This is a genomic window from Mycolicibacterium vinylchloridicum (assembly GCF_013404075.1).
Classification (GTDB): domain Bacteria; phylum Actinomycetota; class Actinomycetes; order Mycobacteriales; family Mycobacteriaceae; genus Mycobacterium; species Mycobacterium vinylchloridicum.
The window spans coordinates 16,892-31,975 of record NZ_JACBJQ010000006.1 but is presented as its reverse complement, the minus strand read 5'-3'; the positions used below and the strand labels follow the sequence as shown (position 1 = coordinate 31,975).

The 15,084-nt window shown below is 68.7% G+C and carries 17 protein-coding genes; 11 read left to right on the top strand and 6 right to left on the bottom strand.

Features of this window, described 5'->3' with window-relative positions:
• Window positions 1-30: 30 nt before the first annotated feature.
• Window positions 31-885 (bottom strand): ribokinase, encoded by an 855-nt coding sequence (locus HPC46_RS07255; RefSeq protein ID WP_179468308.1) that lies wholly within the window; start codon window positions 883-885, stop codon window positions 31-33.
• Between the two features lie 67 nt (window positions 886-952).
• Between HPC46_RS07255 and HPC46_RS07250 the strand changes: the two genes are divergently transcribed.
• From HPC46_RS07250 to HPC46_RS07240, 3 genes are read left to right on the top strand one after another with little or no spacing between them, the layout of a single operon-like run.
• A complete protein-coding gene (locus tag HPC46_RS07250) occupies window positions 953-2,197 on the top strand; it encodes a glutamate-5-semialdehyde dehydrogenase (protein ID WP_179468306.1) in 1,245 nt (414 codons plus the stop codon).
• Between the two features lie 17 nt (window positions 2,198-2,214).
• Window positions 2,215-3,093, top strand: coding sequence for an AAA family ATPase (locus tag HPC46_RS07245; RefSeq protein ID WP_005144981.1), 879 nt, complete (start codon window positions 2,215-2,217; stop codon window positions 3,091-3,093).
• A gap of 4 nt (window positions 3,094-3,097) precedes the next feature.
• Window positions 3,098-4,543 (top strand): vWA domain-containing protein, encoded by a 1,446-nt coding sequence (locus HPC46_RS07240; RefSeq protein ID WP_179468304.1) that lies wholly within the window; start codon window positions 3,098-3,100, stop codon window positions 4,541-4,543.
• Here HPC46_RS07240 and HPC46_RS07235 read toward each other — a convergent pair.
• Window positions 4,540-5,025, bottom strand: coding sequence for a DUF6790 family protein (locus HPC46_RS07235; protein ID WP_179468302.1), 486 nt, complete (start codon window positions 5,023-5,025; stop codon window positions 4,540-4,542). The two genes, HPC46_RS07240 and HPC46_RS07235, sit on opposite strands and share 4 nt — an antisense overlap.
• A gap of 34 nt (window positions 5,026-5,059) precedes the next feature.
• Window positions 5,060-6,244 carry a PE-PPE domain-containing protein gene (locus HPC46_RS07230; RefSeq protein WP_179468300.1) on the bottom strand — a complete coding sequence of 395 codons (1,185 nt, stop codon included), beginning with the start codon at window positions 6,242-6,244 and terminating at the stop codon, window positions 5,060-5,062.
• A 151-nt stretch (window positions 6,245-6,395) separates the two neighbouring features.
• On the opposite strand from HPC46_RS07230, the gene nadD reads away from it, so the two are divergent.
• From nadD to HPC46_RS07205, 5 genes are read left to right on the top strand one after another with little or no spacing between them, the layout of a single operon-like run.
• The gene (nadD, locus tag HPC46_RS07225) at window positions 6,396-7,061 is read left to right on the top strand and encodes a nicotinate-nucleotide adenylyltransferase (protein ID WP_325096590.1); all 666 of its coding nucleotides are present in this window, start codon (window positions 6,396-6,398) and stop codon (window positions 7,059-7,061) included.
• Window positions 7,058-7,441 (top strand): ribosome silencing factor, encoded by a 384-nt coding sequence (rsfS, locus tag HPC46_RS07220; RefSeq protein ID WP_179468298.1) that lies wholly within the window; start codon window positions 7,058-7,060, stop codon window positions 7,439-7,441. The genes nadD and rsfS overlap by 4 nt, the downstream gene beginning before the upstream one ends.
• On the top strand, window positions 7,438-8,106 hold the full coding sequence (gene gpgP / locus HPC46_RS07215) for a glucosyl-3-phosphoglycerate phosphatase (protein ID WP_179468296.1): 669 nt from the start codon (window positions 7,438-7,440) through the stop codon (window positions 8,104-8,106). The genes rsfS and gpgP overlap by 4 nt, the downstream gene beginning before the upstream one ends.
• The gene (octT, locus tag HPC46_RS07210) at window positions 8,096-8,836 is read left to right on the top strand and encodes a diglucosylglycerate octanoyltransferase (RefSeq protein ID WP_179468294.1); all 741 of its coding nucleotides are present in this window, start codon (window positions 8,096-8,098) and stop codon (window positions 8,834-8,836) included. Before gpgP ends, octT begins: the two co-directional genes overlap by 11 nt.
• A gap of 2 nt (window positions 8,837-8,838) precedes the next feature.
• Complete coding sequence (locus tag HPC46_RS07205; protein ID WP_179468292.1) at window positions 8,839-9,702, top strand: DegV family protein; 864 nt, start codon at window positions 8,839-8,841, stop codon at window positions 9,700-9,702.
• On the opposite strand, the gene HPC46_RS07200 is transcribed toward HPC46_RS07205, so the two are convergent.
• Both HPC46_RS07200 and HPC46_RS07195 read right to left on the bottom strand, forming a co-directional pair.
• A complete protein-coding gene (locus HPC46_RS07200) occupies window positions 9,689-10,240 on the bottom strand; it encodes a YceI family protein (RefSeq protein WP_179468290.1) in 552 nt (183 codons plus the stop codon). The genes HPC46_RS07205 and HPC46_RS07200 overlap by 14 nt on opposite strands.
• Before the next feature lie 93 nt (window positions 10,241-10,333).
• Window positions 10,334-11,404, bottom strand: a complete 1,071-nt coding sequence (locus HPC46_RS07195) for an NAD(P)H-dependent amine dehydrogenase family protein (protein ID WP_179468288.1) — start codon at window positions 11,402-11,404, stop codon at window positions 10,334-10,336.
• A gap of 117 nt (window positions 11,405-11,521) precedes the next feature.
• Here HPC46_RS07195 and HPC46_RS07190 point away from each other — a divergent pair, with 117 nt between their 5' ends.
• The 3 genes from HPC46_RS07190 to holA are packed head-to-tail and all read left to right on the top strand — an operon-like array spanning window position 11,522 to window position 14,761.
• Window positions 11,522-12,304 carry a ComEA family DNA-binding protein gene (locus HPC46_RS07190; RefSeq protein ID WP_179468286.1) on the top strand — a complete coding sequence of 261 codons (783 nt, stop codon included), beginning with the start codon at window positions 11,522-11,524 and terminating at the stop codon, window positions 12,302-12,304.
• Window positions 12,301-13,827, top strand: coding sequence for a ComEC/Rec2 family competence protein (locus HPC46_RS07185; RefSeq protein ID WP_179468284.1), 1,527 nt, complete (start codon window positions 12,301-12,303; stop codon window positions 13,825-13,827). The genes HPC46_RS07190 and HPC46_RS07185 overlap by 4 nt, the downstream gene beginning before the upstream one ends.
• A complete protein-coding gene (gene holA, locus HPC46_RS07180) occupies window positions 13,790-14,761 on the top strand; it encodes a DNA polymerase III subunit delta (protein ID WP_179468282.1) in 972 nt (323 codons plus the stop codon). Before HPC46_RS07185 ends, holA begins: the two co-directional genes overlap by 38 nt.
• Window position 14,762: 1 nt before the next feature.
• Here the strand turns inward: holA and rpsT are convergent, their stop codons facing one another.
• Complete coding sequence (gene rpsT, locus HPC46_RS07175) at window positions 14,763-15,023, bottom strand: 30S ribosomal protein S20 (RefSeq protein WP_179468280.1); 261 nt, start codon at window positions 15,021-15,023, stop codon at window positions 14,763-14,765.
• Window positions 15,024-15,084: the final 61 nt, after the last annotated feature.

Genomic DNA, 15,084 nt, shown 5'->3' with positions numbered 1-15,084 from the left:
CGCGAGACTATCGCCACAACCGTAGGGCGTTCAGTACTGGGTGAGGACGTCATCGATGGCCTCGGCCACCGGCGCGCAATCACCGGCGCCGGACACCAGCGTCGCCAGCGCGCCCGCCGCACACGCGCGGCGCAGAGCGCGGTCATGTCCGGTCGCCCAGGCGGAAGCGAGCACACCGGCGAAGACATCGCCTGCGCCTGTGGTGTCGATCGCCTCGACCTCGGGGCTGGGGACGTCGACGTCTCCGTCGGGGCCTCGGTAGCCGGCACCGCGAGCGCCGCGGGTGACCACGAAATGCCTTGTCGGCCAAGTCCAGTGCGGCTCCTCGGCCTCGTTGACGATCACCACGTCGGTGACGTCTGCCAGGTCACCGAGGCCGGGGTCGGTGCTGACCGGCGAGGCGTTGACGATCACGGTGGCTCCGACGGACCGGGCTTCGCGCGCGGCGGCAACGGCCGTCGCGATCGGCACCTCCAACTGGACGAGCAGCACCTCACAGTCCGCGATGACCGCACGCGCGGCGGCCGAACTCAGCGTCAGATGGCCGTTGGCGCCGGGCGCCACCACGATCATGTTCTCGCCGTGGTCGTCGACCAGGATGACAGCGCTGCCGCTGGCTACGGTCAGTTCTTGCAGGCCGTCGAGGCCGACGCCGTTGGTGCTCAAGTGCGCCCGCAACCGGGCGCCCGCGGGGTCGGTGCCGATCGCTCCGACGAACTGCACGTCGGCGCCGGCGCGGGCCGCTGCCACCGCTTGATTGCCGCCTTTGCCGCCCGGTTCGGTGGCCACCGCCGATCCCAGGACCGTCTCCCCGGCGTGGGGCAGAGCGGTGACCCGAAAGAACTGGTCAACGTTTACGCTGCCCACTACACATACCCGTGTCACGCGGCTGAGATTAGTCCTGGGTCGGCCCCCACCTGCCGGTTGGTGGGGAGACCGATACCCTGGGGGAATGAGTGTTCAGGCGGAGTCGCTTGATCTGAAGAACGAGGTTCTCGATGCTGCCCGCCGGGCACGCGTCGCCTCGCGCACCCTGGGATCGCTGACCACGACCGTCAAAGACCGGGCCCTGCACGCCGCCGCCGATGCCGTGCTGGCCCACGCTCACCAGATCCTGGCAGCCAACTCCGTAGATCTCGACGCCGCACGGGCCGGTGGCACCGCCGAGGCCATGTTGGACCGGCTCGCCCTGAACCCGCAACGCATCGACGGCATCGCCGCGGGCCTGCGCCAGGTCGCCGGCCTGCCCGACCCGATCGGCGAGGTCCTGCGCGGCCGCACGCTGCCCAACGGACTACAACTGCGGCAGCAGCGCGTTCCCCTCGGCGTGATCGGCATCGTCTACGAGGGCCGGCCCAACGTGACGGTCGACGCGTTCGGCCTCACCCTGAAATCCGGCAACGCGGTCCTGCTGCGCGGCAGCTCCTCGGCCGCGAACTCGAACGCCGCACTGGTCACGGCGCTACGCGGCGCGCTGGCGGGCGACGGCCTGCCCGAAGACGCGGTGCAGCTGCTGCCGAGCAGCGACCGCTCCAGCGTCACCCACCTCATCCAGGCCCGCGGCCTGGTCGACGTGGTGATCCCGCGTGGAGGCGCCGGCCTGATCGACGCCGTCGTGCGCGACGCCACGGTGCCCACCATCGAAACCGGCGTCGGCAACTGTCACGTATATGTGCACTCCGCGGCCGACCTCGACGTCGCCGAGCGGATCATCCTCAACGCCAAGACCCGGCGGCCCAGTGTCTGCAACGCGGCCGAGACGCTGCTGGTGGACTCTGCCGTCGCAGCTGTCGCCCTGCCGCGGCTGGTGGGCGCCCTGCAACAGGCCGGCGTGACCGTCCACGACAATCCGACCGACGACGAGCTGCGCGCGGAGTTCCTGTCGATGGATATCGCGGTCGCCACCGTCGATGGCCTCGACGCCGCCATCGAGCACATCAACACCTACGGCACCGGTCACACCGAGGCCATTGTGACCACCAATCTTGCTGCGGCACAGCTCTTTACCGAACGTGTCGACGCAGCCGCGGTGATGGTCAACGCATCAACGGCGTTCACCGACGGTGAGCAGTTCGGCTTCGGAGCCGAGATCGGCATCTCCACCCAGAAGCTGCATGCCCGCGGCCCGATGGGTCTGCCCGAATTGACCTCAACCAAATGGATCGTCTGGGGAGACGGCCATACCCGCCCTGCCTGAGGCACGACAGGAGAACCATGACTGAAACCCCGGCGCGTCCGGCCCCGCTGTTCGCCGACATCGACGATGTCGCCAAGCGGCTGGCCGAGACGGGTTATCTGCCCGACACCGCCACCGCCACCGCGGTGTTCCTGGCCGACCGGCTGGGCAAGCCGTTGCTGGTCGAGGGTCCGGCCGGGGTGGGCAAGACCGAACTGGCCCGCGCCGTGGCGCAGACCACAGGGTCGGGTCTGGTGCGGTTGCAGTGCTACGAGGGTGTCGACGAGGCCCGTGCCCTCTACGAGTGGAACCACGCCAAACAGATCTTGCGGATGCAGTCCGGCTCGAACGACTGGGACCAGGCGAAGTCCGACATCTTCAGCGAGGAGTTCCTGCTATCGCGGCCGCTGCTGACCGCGATCCGGCGCACCGAGCCCACGGTCCTGCTGATCGACGAGACCGACAAGGCCGACATCGAGATCGAAGGTCTGCTGCTGGAGGTGCTGAGCGACTTCGCGGTGACCGTCCCCGAATTGGGCACGATCACCGCAACGCGCACGCCGTTCGTGGTGCTGACCTCCAACGCCACCCGCGAACTGTCCGAGGCACTCAAGCGGCGCTGCCTGTTCCTGCACATCGACTTCCCCGATGCGGATCTAGAGCGCCGCATCCTGCTGTCCCGGGTGCCCGAGCTGCCCGAGTCGCTGGCCGCCGAACTGGTGCGCATCATCGGCGTGCTGCGCGGCATGCAGCTCAAGAAGCTGCCGTCGGTCGCCGAGACCATCGACTGGGGCCGCACCATTCTGGCGCTGGGCATGGACACGATCGACGACGCCACCATCGCCGCGACGCTCGGCGTGGTGCTCAAGCACCAGTCCGATCAACAGCGCGCCGCCGGCGAACTGCGGCTGAACTAAACCGATGGCCGTCCGCAGGGTGCGCCCCCCGCAACCGCTGGCCCCACACGGCCTGCCGGGACATCTGGTGGGCTTCGTCGAAGCGCTACGCGCCCAGGGAATTTCGGTCGGCCCGTCCGAGACGGTCGACGCCGGGCGGGTGCTGACCGTGCTGGGTCTCGGTTCACGCGAAGCCTTGCGTGAAGGACTGGCCTGCGCGGTGCTGCGCCGCGCCGACCACCGGCAGACCTACGACGCGCTGTTCGACCTGTGGTGGCCGTCGGCGCTGGGCGGCCGCACCGTGCTCGTCGACGAGGATGCCGACGAGGACAGCCAGGAGGGGTTGCCGCCCGAGGACATCGAGGCGATGCGGCAGATGCTGCTCGACCTGTTGGCCGACAACCCCGACATCGGCGACATGGACGACCGGTTGGTCGCAATGATCGCCCAGATCGTCGAAGCCTACGGCCGCTACACCTCCAGTCGCGGCCCGTCCTACTCCTCGTATCAGGCGCTCAAGGCGATGGGACTGGACGAACTGGAAGGCCGGCTGCTGGCCGGCCTGCTGGCGCCGCACGACGACGACCCGACGCCCACCCAGGAGCAGATCGCCAAAGCGCTTGCCGCGCAGAAGATCGCACAGCTGCGCCGAATGGTGGAGAGCGAGACCAAACGGCGCACCGCCGAGCAGCTCGGCCGCGACCACGTACAGATGTACGGCATCCCGCAGCTGGCCGAGAACGTCGAATTCCTGCGCGCCTCCGGCGATCAGCTACGCCAGATGCGCAAGACGGTCCAACCCTTGGCCCGGATGCTGGCCACCCGGTTGGCGGCCAAACGCCGTCGGCACCGCGCCGGGGCGATCGATTTGCGCAAGACGCTGCGCAAGTCGATGTCGACCGGCGGAGTGCCGATCGACGTCGTGCTGCGCAAGCCGCGACCGGCACGGCCGGAACTTGTTGTGCTGTGCGATGTCTCGGGGTCGGTCGCCGGATTCAGCCACTTCACCCTGCTGCTCGTGAACGCCCTGCGCCAGCAGTTCTCCCGGGTGCGGGTGTTTGCCTTCATCGACACCACCGACGAGGTCACCCACCTGTTCGGACCCGACGCCGACCTCGCCGTCGCGATTCAGCGCATCACCCGGGAAGCGGGGGTCTACACCCGCGACGGGCACTCCGACTACGGCAACGCGTTCGTGTCGTTCACCGAAAACTTCCACAACGTGCTGTCACCGCGCAGCTCGCTGCTGGTGCTCGGCGATGCGCGCACCAACTACCGCAACCCTGCCGTCGACATCCTGGCCCACATGGTCAGCGCGAGCCGCCATGCGCACTGGCTGAACCCGGAGCCGCGGCATCTGTGGGGCAGCGGCGACTCGGCGACCGCTCGCTACGAGGACGTCATCACCATGCACGAATGCCGTTCTGCCAAACAGCTTGCCGCGGTGATCGACCAGCTGCTCCCGGTCTAAGCCTTCGGCACCGCGTCGCCGCCGGTGCGCCGCGACCAGATGTACAACGCCCACATGATGATCGGCAGCAGGAAGTCCGTCCACAGCGGAAATCCGATGTTGTAGGGCATCGTGTTGTTCTCGGCCAACCAGTAGTAGATGTGGCCGGCGCCGTCGCCGATGTACTGGATGGTCAGCACGATGATGGCGCACAGCCAGAAGTGGCCCCGAAACCAATAGGCCAAGATGCCGACCACGCCTATTGCCGTGTCGCCCATGGCATTTTCCCACTGGAAGCCACCATTGCCCCGGGTGTAGCCGATCAGCTCGGCGGTCTGCGGACCGTCGAAGATGTGGTAGGCGGCGCCCAGCAGCGACGCTACTCCGACGACAGCCACCATCCACCACACCAGCTGGACATCGGCCGGGTTGCGGTCGGAGTGGCGGCGACTCTGGACGAGGGCGCCGATGATCGCGACCAATGCGAGAACGACTGTGGGCATGGCCGATCTTCGCACGCACCGGGCGCTGGAGGTACTAGTCGGCGGCCTTGGCCGGTCTGGCGCTGCCGCCGGTGCCCTTCTTATGGCCGTCCTTGCTCGCGCTTGCCGGCTTCTTCGGAGCGCCGGACTTGGCAGCACTCGACTTGGGCGTGCCGGCCTTCGGCGCGCTCACCGCCGCAGGTGTCTCCGTCGTTGCGGCGGTGCTGTCGGTCGGTTCGGCTTTCGGGGTGACGGTCTTCTGCGCGGTGGCGGCGGGAGCGGGCAGGCTGGGCAGGCTGACTGAGGGGAGCAGCGGGATGCCCGGCAGCAACTGCGCCTTCGTCGGCTTGCTGTAATCGCTGCGGTCGTAACCCATTTCGATGAATGTCCGCAACACCGGGTCGATGGCGCCGAGGATCGGGTCGGGCACAATGCCCTTGAGTGGCATCAGGATTGGCACCAACGGAGTCCGGATCAGGTAATACGTTGTGTCGCCGTGCTCCTGGTAGTAGGCGCTGCCACCGGCCTTGGCCGCCTCGATATCGGCAGCGGTGAGCTCGGTCTGCGTCTGCCCGTGGACCAGGATCATCCCCGCGATGGCGTTGGCAGTCGCCAGAATGTTGAGTGGATACGTCGGGAAATCCGCCCAGCCGTCGTACTGGCGGGCGACGTCGACCGTCGTATCGCCGTTGTCGGGAGTGGCCCCGCTGACGCTGATATCGAGCACCGGGATGTACAGCCCGGCAAACCGTTCCAGTATCCCCCCGTTGGGCCGGCTCGGATTCTCGACGAGGACCCAGGTGTTCCCCGTCCCGTCGGGATGCGCCGCCTTGTAGCGCGAGATGACCACCGCGCCCTGCGACAGCCCGAAGACGACATCGCCCTGGGGGTCCTTGTTCTCGAGGTTCTTCACGCCCTGGGCGACGGACTTGTTCCAGGTCAGATCGAAGATGAAGTTCTTCGAGAATGGCCAGAAACCGGCGTTGTAGGGAATGTTGCCGCTCGAGACGGGCGCGTCGGCGGGGGTGTCGGTACCGTCCAGCACTCGCGAGATGAAGGCGCGGTACTCCTGGTCGGTCGGCGTCCAGCCGATGTTGGTCCCGCGGAGGTAATCCACCGTCGCCGCGGTGAGCACAGGCGCGGTCGACACCGTCGGGGTCAATCCCACCGCAACCGCCGCGATCGCAGCGGCCACACCCGTCACAGGCAGGGTCATGCGTCGGTTACCGAACTTCGTCATTGAATTCCCCTTGATCGGCATAACTCGACTCAGGGGAAAATGCTACCTGAACCGGAACGATTCCCCGCCGAGATCTTTGCCAGCGCACAGTTGAGGCGGCGGTTCGTCGGCGTCGCGAAAGGCCCGGCCGCCTCCCGTAAGCTGGTCAATCGTGGTTTCCTCGGCTCGACGCAGGCTCGGCGTGATGGGTGGGACGTTCGATCCCATCCACAACGGCCACCTGGTCGCCGCCAGTGAGGTGGCAGCCCTCTTCGATCTCGACGAGGTGGTGTTCGTCCCGACCGGCCAGCCGTGGCAGAAGTCCCGGGAGGTGACTCCCCCCGAGGATCGCTACCTGATGACGGTGATCGCGACCGCCTCCAACCCGCGGTTCTCGGTCAGCCGGGTCGACATCGACCGTGGCGGGCCCACCTACACCAATGACACGCTGCGCGATCTGCGCGCGTTGAACCCCGACGCCGACCTGTTCTTCATCACCGGCGCCGACGCGCTGGCCTCGATCCTCTCGTGGCAGAACTGGGAGGAGCTGTTTGCCCTCGCCAAGTTCGTCGGCGTCAGCAGGCCCGGCTACGAACTCAACGGTCAGCACATCGTGGCCGCCTTCGACCAGCTGCCCGAAGAGGCGCTGAGCCTGGTCGAGGTGCCCGCCCTGGCGATCTCGTCCACCGACTGCCGCGTCCGCGCCGCCGGGGGCCGGCCGATCTGGTACCTGGTCCCCGACGGCGTCGTGCAATACGTATCCAAGCGCGGCCTCTACAGCGGAGGCGGCCAGGTGAGCCGGCTGGCCGCCCCGACAACCGAGGAGACCCTCACGTGACCGCGTCCGACGAAGCCGTCCAGATGGCCACCGTGGCGGCCAGGGCGGCCGCAGCCAAGCTCGCGCAGGACATCGTCGTCATCGACGTGTCCGCCCAGCTGGTGATCACCGACTGCTTCGTGATCGCGTCGGCATCCAACGAGCGTCAGGTCAACGCGATCGTCGACGAGGTCGAGGAGAAGATGCGACTGGCCGGCTACAAGCCCGCGCGCCGGGAGGGCACCCGGGAAGGCCGGTGGGTGCTGCTCGACTATGTCGACATCGTGGTGCACATCCAGCACCAGGAGGAGCGCACCTTCTACGCCCTGGACCGGTTGTGGCGGGACTGCCCGTTCGTCGCGGTGAACCTCGACGACGTCGAGACCGAGGAGACGCTGTGAGAGTGCGCCGGCTGGTCATGCTGCGGCACGGCCAGACCGAGTACAACGCAGGCAGCCGCATGCAGGGTCAGCTCGACAGCGAGCTGACCGATCTCGGCAGGGCGCAAGCTGTCGCCGCCGCCGAGGTGCTGGCCAAGCGCCAGCCGCTGCTGATCGTCTCCTCGGATCTGCACCGTGCCTACGACACCGCGGTGGCGCTGGGGGAGCGCACGGGACTTCACGTGGACGTCGACACCCGGCTCCGGGAGACTCACCTCGGCGACTGGCAGGGCCTCACCCACCATCAGGTGGACGCTGCCTCGCCGGGCGCGCGGTTGGCCTGGCGCGACGACGCCACCTGGGCGCCGCACGGTGGTGAAAGCCGTATCGACGTCGCCGAGCGCAGTGTGCCGTTGGTCGCTGAACTGGTTGCCGGAGAACGGGAATGGGGTCTGGATGACCCGGACCGGCCATTGGTGCTGGTTGCACACGGCGGGCTGATCGCCGCGCTGTGTGCGGCCCTGCTCGGGCTGCCCGTTGACAACTGGCCGGTGCTGGGCGGGATGGGCAACGCCAGCTGGGCGCAGCTGTCCGGCCACAGCGACGACGATGCTCCGTTCGAGGCGATCCGCTGGCGCCTGGACGTGTGGAACGCCTCGGCTCAGGTGGCCAACGATGTCCTCTGACGCTGCCCGCCAAACCTTGCTTGTCTTCTGCGATTCCCTGTCCTACTACGGGCCGCAGGGCGGGCTTCCCTCCGACGATCCGCGGATCTGGCCCAATATCGTTGCTCACCAACTGGACTGGGATGTGGAACTGATCGGCCGCATTGGCTGGACCAGCCGCGACGTGTGGTGGGCCGCCACTCAGGATCCACGGGCCTGGGCCGCCCTGCCGCGGGCCGGTGCGGTGATCTTCGCGACCAGCGGCATGGACTCGCTGCCCTCGCCGCTGCCGACGGCGCTGCGTGAACTGATCCGCTATGTACGGCCGGCCTGGCTGCGTCGCTGGGTTCGCGACGGCTACGGCTGGGCGCAGCCAAAGCTGTCGCCGATCGCCCGTCCGGCGCTGCCGCCGCACGTGACGGTCGAGTATCTTGAAATGACCCGTGGCGCTATCGATTTCAACCGTCCCGGTATCCCGATGGTTGCTTCGGTGCCTTCGGTGCACATCGCTCCCACGTACGGCATGTCGCATCGTGGCCGGCCGGGAACGGTTGCCGCGATCAACGAATGGGCACACCTGCACGACATTCCGGTGGTCGACCTGAAAGCGGCGGTGGCCGAGGAGGTCATGGCCGGCCGCGGCAATCCCGACGGTATCCACTGGAATTTCGAAGCGCACCAGGGCGTTGCGGATCTGATGCTGAAAGCGCTTGCCGAAGCCGGTGTTCCGCTCGACAACCCGCGCGCCTGACCATGGCCGTCATCGTGGTCACCGACTCGTCGGCTCGGTTGCCGATAGATGAGGTCCGGGCCTGCGATATCCGCGTTGTGCCGCTGCACATCCTGGTTGACGGCCAGGATCTGCGGGACGGTGTCGATGCCGTCCCTGCTGATCTGTACCAGCGCGGGCACGTGACGACGGCGGGCGCCACCCCGAGCGAACTCGCCGAGGCCTACCGGGATGCGTTGCGCGACAGCGGTGGTGACGGCGTGGTGGCCGTCCACATCTCCGGCGAGCTCTCCAGCACGCTGGGCGCCGCCGAATACGCGGCCCGCGAGTTCGGCGGGGCGGTGCGAGTGATCGACTCGAAGTCGACGGCGATGGGCACCGGATTTGTGGCGCTCGCCGCCGCCCGGGCGGCATTCGCGGGTGCCGACCTCGAAACCGTTGCCGCCGAAGGTGAATCGGCGGTTTCGCGGGTGCGCGCCTACATCGTCGTGCAACGACTGGACAACTTGCGTCGCAGCGGCCGGATCGGCACCGCGGCATCCTGGCTCGGCACCGCGCTGGCGCTCAAGCCGCTGCTGCGCATCGACGAGCAGGGTCGGCTGGTGCTGGCCCAGCGGGTGCGCACCGCATCCAAAGCCCAGGCCGCGATGATCGAGCAGGTGCTCGAGGTGGTCGGCGAGCAGCGGGCATCGCTCGCCGTCCACCATATCGACAACCCGGACGTCGCAACCGATTTGGCGGCCACTCTCGCTGCGGCCCTGCCCGGTTGTGGCGACGCCGTCATCACCGACCTGGGCCCGGTGCTCGGCGTGCATGTCGGCGCCGGCGCGGTGGGGGTCGTCGTCGCCGTCGACCCCGCCCCGCCAGGACCGATCAGGCCTGCCTGAGTGCTTCGATCTCCAACGTGATGGTGACCTTGTCGCCGACGACGGCTCCACCGGTCTCCAGCGGCATGTCGATGTCGATACCGAAGTCCTTGCGGTTCAACACAACCGATGCCTCGAAGCCGGCGACCGCGCCGTGCCCCATGCCCGGGTTCACCCCGTTGAACTTGAACGCCAGGCTGATCCGCCGGGTCACCCCCTTGAGGGTGAAGTCGCCGTCCAGAAGGTAGTTCTCGCCGTCAGGGGTGACCGACGTCGAGACGAAGGTGGCGGTCGGGTACTTCTCGACGTCGAAGAAATCGGCCGCGCGCAGGTGGGCATCGCGCTGTTCGTTGCCGGAGTGCACCGACGCGACGTCGATCTCAGCCGATACCGACGGGGTGCCGTCGGAGGCCACGGTCACCGCGCCGCTGAATGTGCCGAAGGTCCCGCGGACCTTGCTGACGACGAGGTGGCGTACCGAGAAGGCGATCGACGAGTGGATCGGGTCGATCGCCCAGGTTCCAGCGGTGAGGTCGGTGGTCTGAGCCGGTGCGGTCATCGGGGGTTCTCCTTGATCCGGTGCTGCCGGACCCGGTGCCCGGCGCTACACCCCGGAGTAAACGGACTGTAGTCCGGATCCATTCCCGTCGGCCTACGATGCGAAGAATCTGCCGGTCACCGGGGGCAGGTCGGCCAGCGTCACGATGCCCGGTTTGGCCGCGACGACGGCAGGCACCGCGTTGGTCACCGGCAGGGCGGTGTAGATCATGCCCAAACCCATGAAGCCGGGCTCGGGCCAGTTCTTCGGCGGCAGGCAGTGCAGCACCGTGCGCATGTTCGGCACACCGAATACCTGGATGACGTGGCCGTGCTCGAGCGGTTTGGGCGGAACGACGTGATCGCCCATGATCCAGTTGAAGCCGACACTGACGACATTGCGGTCGCCGACCCAGCCCCGGTGATAGCCGTACACACCGCCGACGGTGCCCTCCGGGATCGTCATGAATCCGAGGTCGCTGTCGCCGGTGGCGGTGGTGAACGTGACGTCGAACGTCATCCGGTCCAGGGTGGCGCCGATCGCGTCGGCCATCATCGCCGCGGACTCGGCGAAGACCTCGCTCTCGCGGCGCACACTCTCTTCCAGCCCGGGAGTGTCCGGGGCGCAGCCGAAGCCCATCGCGGACTGGGTGCCCGCCGACTCGTAGGTCGAACAGTCCACGGACTCGGTGATCCGGATCTCGTCGACACGCTCACACGAGCCGGAGAGCACCATGCCGACCATGTTCGTCATCCCGGGGTGCGCGCCGCTGCCGAAGATCGTGGAATTGCCTTGCTCGCAAGCCTTTCGGATCCGCGCCAGATCCTCCGGGGACTGCTTCCCACCGGTGATCCACGCCGCCGACGAGCACACGTTGACCCCGGCCTCCAGCAGCCGCACCAATTCGTCGACATTCGGCCAGAGCGGGTTGTAGCAGCAGGCGTCGGGCTCGGCCGCCAGCAGCGCGTCGATGTCGTTGGTCGCGGTGATCCCGGTGGGCTGACCATGTTCTTGGGCCCAGCCCGACAGCTCGGCGGCATCGACACCGACCTTGTCGGCGCCGTGGGCGTACACCCCGACCAGCTCCATGTCCGGCCGGCTGATGATCGCGTGCAGCGACCGGCGGCCGATGTTGCCGGTGGTCCACTGGATCACGCGAATGGGGCGGTCGGTGATGACGGTCATGGGCGGTCCTCCCTGGCTAGGCGCTTGCGTGTACACAGTTGCGGATTCATCCACAGGTGCGCCACCGGACGTCTCGCACAGCGGATTCGCGTGGCCCGCGCGGCTTACGTTCGCGGCATGCGAACCGAGCAGCCGTTGGCCCGCCTGCGTGTCGGCGAACCCGCTGACGCCGAGCAGGAGGCCGACGACGAGATCGAAGTGCCCAGCTGGATTCCCGACGGGAACGCCTCCCGCGGCTGGGTTGCCGCGATCCGGGCCGATCCCGGCCGTGCCGGTGGCATCGCCCTCGCGGTGATCGCCGTCGTCGCCGTGCTCATCACGGTGTTCGCCCTGATGCGCGACGATCCACCGCCCGTCGTGTCGGCCAAACTCCCGCCGGTGGAGATGGTGTCCTCCGCGTCCGCGCGGCCCACCCCGGACGCCAACCGCCCCGTCGTCGTCAGCGTCGTCGGACTAGTCGCCAAGCCAGGCCTGGTGACGCTGGCCCCCGACGCCCGCGTCGCCGACGCCGTATCGGCCGCCGGTGGCGCGATCGGTGGGGCCGACACCCTGGGATTGAACCTGGCCCGCCACCTCAGCGACGGCGAGCAGATCGTCGTCGGTATCGGCACTCCGGCAGGCCAGCCGACCGCACTCGGCAGCTCGGTCAGCGGGGGACCGCCGGCCGCCTCCACGCCACCGGCTGCGCCGGGGAAGGGCCCACCCGCCGAACCTGTGGACCTGAACACCGCCACCGTCGAACAGCTCGACGCACTGCCCGGTGTCGGCCCGGTGACGGCCGCCGCGATCGTGGCCTGGCGCGACGCCAACGGAAAGTTCGGCAGCGTCGACCAACTCGGCGATGTCGACGGCATCGGCCCGGCGCGGCTGGAGAAACTGCGGGCGCTGGTCCGGGTGTGACGGACGCGGCCGCGCTGGATCTGCGCCTGGTACCGGCGGCGACGGCCGCCTGGGTGGTCACCGCCGCGGGCATCACCTGGGCGATCGGGCCGGTGTTGATCGCGGCGTGTGCGGCGGTGGGGATCGGCTGGGCGGGGTTGGCCCGTTGGTGCGGGGATACTCGGCCGGTGCTGCGTACGGGTGCCGTCGCGGTGATCGGCGCTGCGGTGATCGGGGCGGGTTTCGCCCTGGCGGCCACGCTGCGCAGTAGCGCCGTGCGCGACCATCCCATCACGCAACGGTTCGGCACGGTAGCCGCGGTGACGGTGACGCCGGGGGAGGATCCCCGGGCGTTGGGCAGCGGGCGGCTGATGTTTCGGGGTGCGCTGGCGGAGCTGAACGGTGGCGAAATGTCGGGCAGTGTAGTGGTTTTCGCATCGATGTCGGGTTTTGGCGAGCTGAGGGCGGGCCAGCCCGCCCGGTTCAAGGCCCGTATCACCCGGCCGACCCGCCACGACCTCACGGTCGCTGTGCTCAATGCCACCGGTGAGCCGACGCTGGGCCGGGCGTCGCCGCTGCAGCGCGCGGCTCGCACGGTCCGTGAACGCTTCGCTGTTCAGGCGCGCAACGTGCTGCCCGCCGATCAGGCCGCGATCCTGCCCGGGCTCGTGCTCGGCGACACCTCGACCGTGAGCGCCAACACCACAACGCAATTCCGGACCGCCGGTTTGACCCATCTGATGGCCGTATCGGGTGCCAACGTCACGATCGTGTGCGGGACGGTGCTGCTGTCGGCGGGCCTCGTCGGCCCGCGGGCGGCACTGGGCCTGGCGGCGGTGGCACTGCTGGCGTTCGTCGTCGTGGTGCAGCCCACCGCCAGTGTGCTGCGCGCCGCGGTGATGGGCGCGATCGCGCTGGTCGCCATCCTGAGCGCCCGCAGGCGCCAGGCCATCCCGGTGCTTTCGGCCACTGTGCTCGGATTGCTGATCCTGGCACCACAATTGGCGGTCGACGCCGGCTTCGCGTTGTCTGTTTCGGCGACCGCCGCGCTCGTCGTCTTGGCGCCAGGCTGGGCCGCGCGGCTGATCGCACGCGGCTGGCCGAAGCCGCTGGCCCAGGCGGTCTGCATCGCGCTGGCCGCCCAGCTGGTCACCGCACCGCTGGTGGCGGCAATCTCCGGGCGGCTCAGCCTGGTCGGAGTGCTCGCCAATCTGGCTGTCGCTGTGGTCATTCCGCCGATCACCGTGCTGGGCACCGCGGCAGCGGCAGTCTGCTGGCTTGCGCCGCCTGCCGCTGGTCTGCTGATTCGCTTCACCGGTCCCGAGCTGTGGTGGCTGCTGCGCGTGGCGTCGGTTTCCGCGGAGCTTCCCGGCGCCTCGGTGTCGGTGCCGTCCGGGTTCGCCGGGGTGGCGACGGTCGCCGGAACCACACTCGCCGTCGTGGTGCTGTGGCGCGGGTTCAAGGTCGGTGTCGGCCGGCGTCGGCCGGTCGTGAAACGATCGGGTGGTGAGCGAGACGGCGGGCCTGCATCTGATCCTGGGTGACGAGGAGCTACTCGTCGACCGCGCCATCTCCGAGGTGCTGCGGACCGCCCGCGCCACAGCCGGCAGCGCCGATGTTCCGGTGGACCGGCTGCGCGCCGGCGAGGTGTCGGTCAACGAGCTCGCCGAACTGCTCAGCCCGTCTCTGTTCGCCGACGAGCGGGTGGTCGTGCTCGAGTCGGCCGGCGAAGCGGGCAAGGAGGCCGTCGAGCTGATCGCCAACGCGGCCGCCGACCTGCCGCCGGGCACGGTGCTGGCAGTCGTGCACTCCGGCGGCGGGCGGGCCAAGGCGTTGGCCGACCAGCTGAAGAAGCTCGGCGCCCAGGTGCACCCGTGCGCCAAGATCACCAAGCCCGCCGAACGGGCCGACTTCGTCCGCGCCGAGTTCCGCGCGCTGAAGGTCAAGGTCGACGACAACACGGTCACCGCACTGCTCGACGCCGTTGGCTCCGACATCCGGGAACTCGCGGCGGCCTGTTCACAGCTGGTCGCCGACACCGACGGCCGGATCGACGCGGTCGCGGTCCGGCGCTATCACAGCGGCAAGGCCGAGGTCACCGGATTCGAAATTGCGGACAAGGCCGTGGTCGGCGACGTCGCCGGGTCGGCCGAAGCGCTGCGGTGGGCGATGATGGCCGGCGTCCCGCACGTCGTCCTGGCCGACGCGCTGGCCGAGGCGTTGCACACGATCGCCCGCGTGGCGCCGCTGTCGGGAGACCCGTACCGGCTGGCCGGCGAGCTGGGCATGCCGCCGTGGCGCATCCAGAAGGCGCAGAAACAGTCGCGGCGGTGGTCACGCGACAACGTGGCGACCGCGATCCGGCTGGTGGCGGCGCTGAATGCAGACGTCAAAGGCGTAGCGGCTGACGCCGACTACGCCCTTGAGGATGCGGTGCGCAAGGTCGCGCACCTGGCCGCCGGTAGCGGCCGGGACTGAATCAGATCTTGTTGAAGGCCTGAGCCAGCGCGGACTTCTTGTTGGCCGCTTGGTTCTTGTGAATCACGCCCTTGCTGGCGGCCTTGTCCAGCTTGCGGCTGGTCGCCACCAGCAGCTCGCCCGCCTTGTCCTTGTCGCCCTCGGCAGCTGCCTCACGGAACCCGCGGATCGCAGTGTGCAGCGAGCTCTTCACCGACTTGTTGCGCACCCGGCGCCGCTCGTTGGTCCGGATGCGCTTTTCCTGCGACTTGATGTTGGCCACGCGTTAGTTCCTCGTCTTCAAGCTTGGGGGTCTCTGTCTTGCCGGGGCCGCCGGGCCCACG

What these genes read in the sequence shown, in the direction of transcription:
- HPC46_RS07230 (WP_179468300.1), bottom strand. Translation starts at nt 6,244, where the DNA reads ATGACGAAGTTCGGTAACCGACGCATGACCCTGCCTGTGACGGGTGTG.
- HPC46_RS07190 (WP_179468286.1), top strand. Translation starts at nt 11,522, where the DNA reads ATGCGAACCGAGCAGCCGTTGGCCCGCCTGCGTGTCGGCGAACCCGCT.
- HPC46_RS07205 (WP_179468292.1), top strand. Translation starts at nt 8,839, where the DNA reads ATGGCCGTCATCGTGGTCACCGACTCGTCGGCTCGGTTGCCGATAGAT.
- HPC46_RS07245 (WP_005144981.1), top strand. Translation starts at nt 2,215, where the DNA reads ATGACTGAAACCCCGGCGCGTCCGGCCCCGCTGTTCGCCGACATCGAC.
- HPC46_RS07200 (WP_179468290.1), bottom strand. Translation starts at nt 10,240, where the DNA reads ATGACCGCACCGGCTCAGACCACCGACCTCACCGCTGGAACCTGGGCG.
- HPC46_RS07250 (WP_179468306.1), top strand. Translation starts at nt 953, where the DNA reads ATGAGTGTTCAGGCGGAGTCGCTTGATCTGAAGAACGAGGTTCTCGAT.
- octT (WP_179468294.1), top strand. Translation starts at nt 8,096, where the DNA reads ATGTCCTCTGACGCTGCCCGCCAAACCTTGCTTGTCTTCTGCGATTCC.
- HPC46_RS07235 (WP_179468302.1), bottom strand. Translation starts at nt 5,025, where the DNA reads ATGCCCACAGTCGTTCTCGCATTGGTCGCGATCATCGGCGCCCTCGTC.
- HPC46_RS07195 (WP_179468288.1), bottom strand. Translation starts at nt 11,404, where the DNA reads ATGACCGTCATCACCGACCGCCCCATTCGCGTGATCCAGTGGACCACC.
- HPC46_RS07240 (WP_179468304.1), top strand. Translation starts at nt 3,098, where the DNA reads ATGGCCGTCCGCAGGGTGCGCCCCCCGCAACCGCTGGCCCCACACGGC.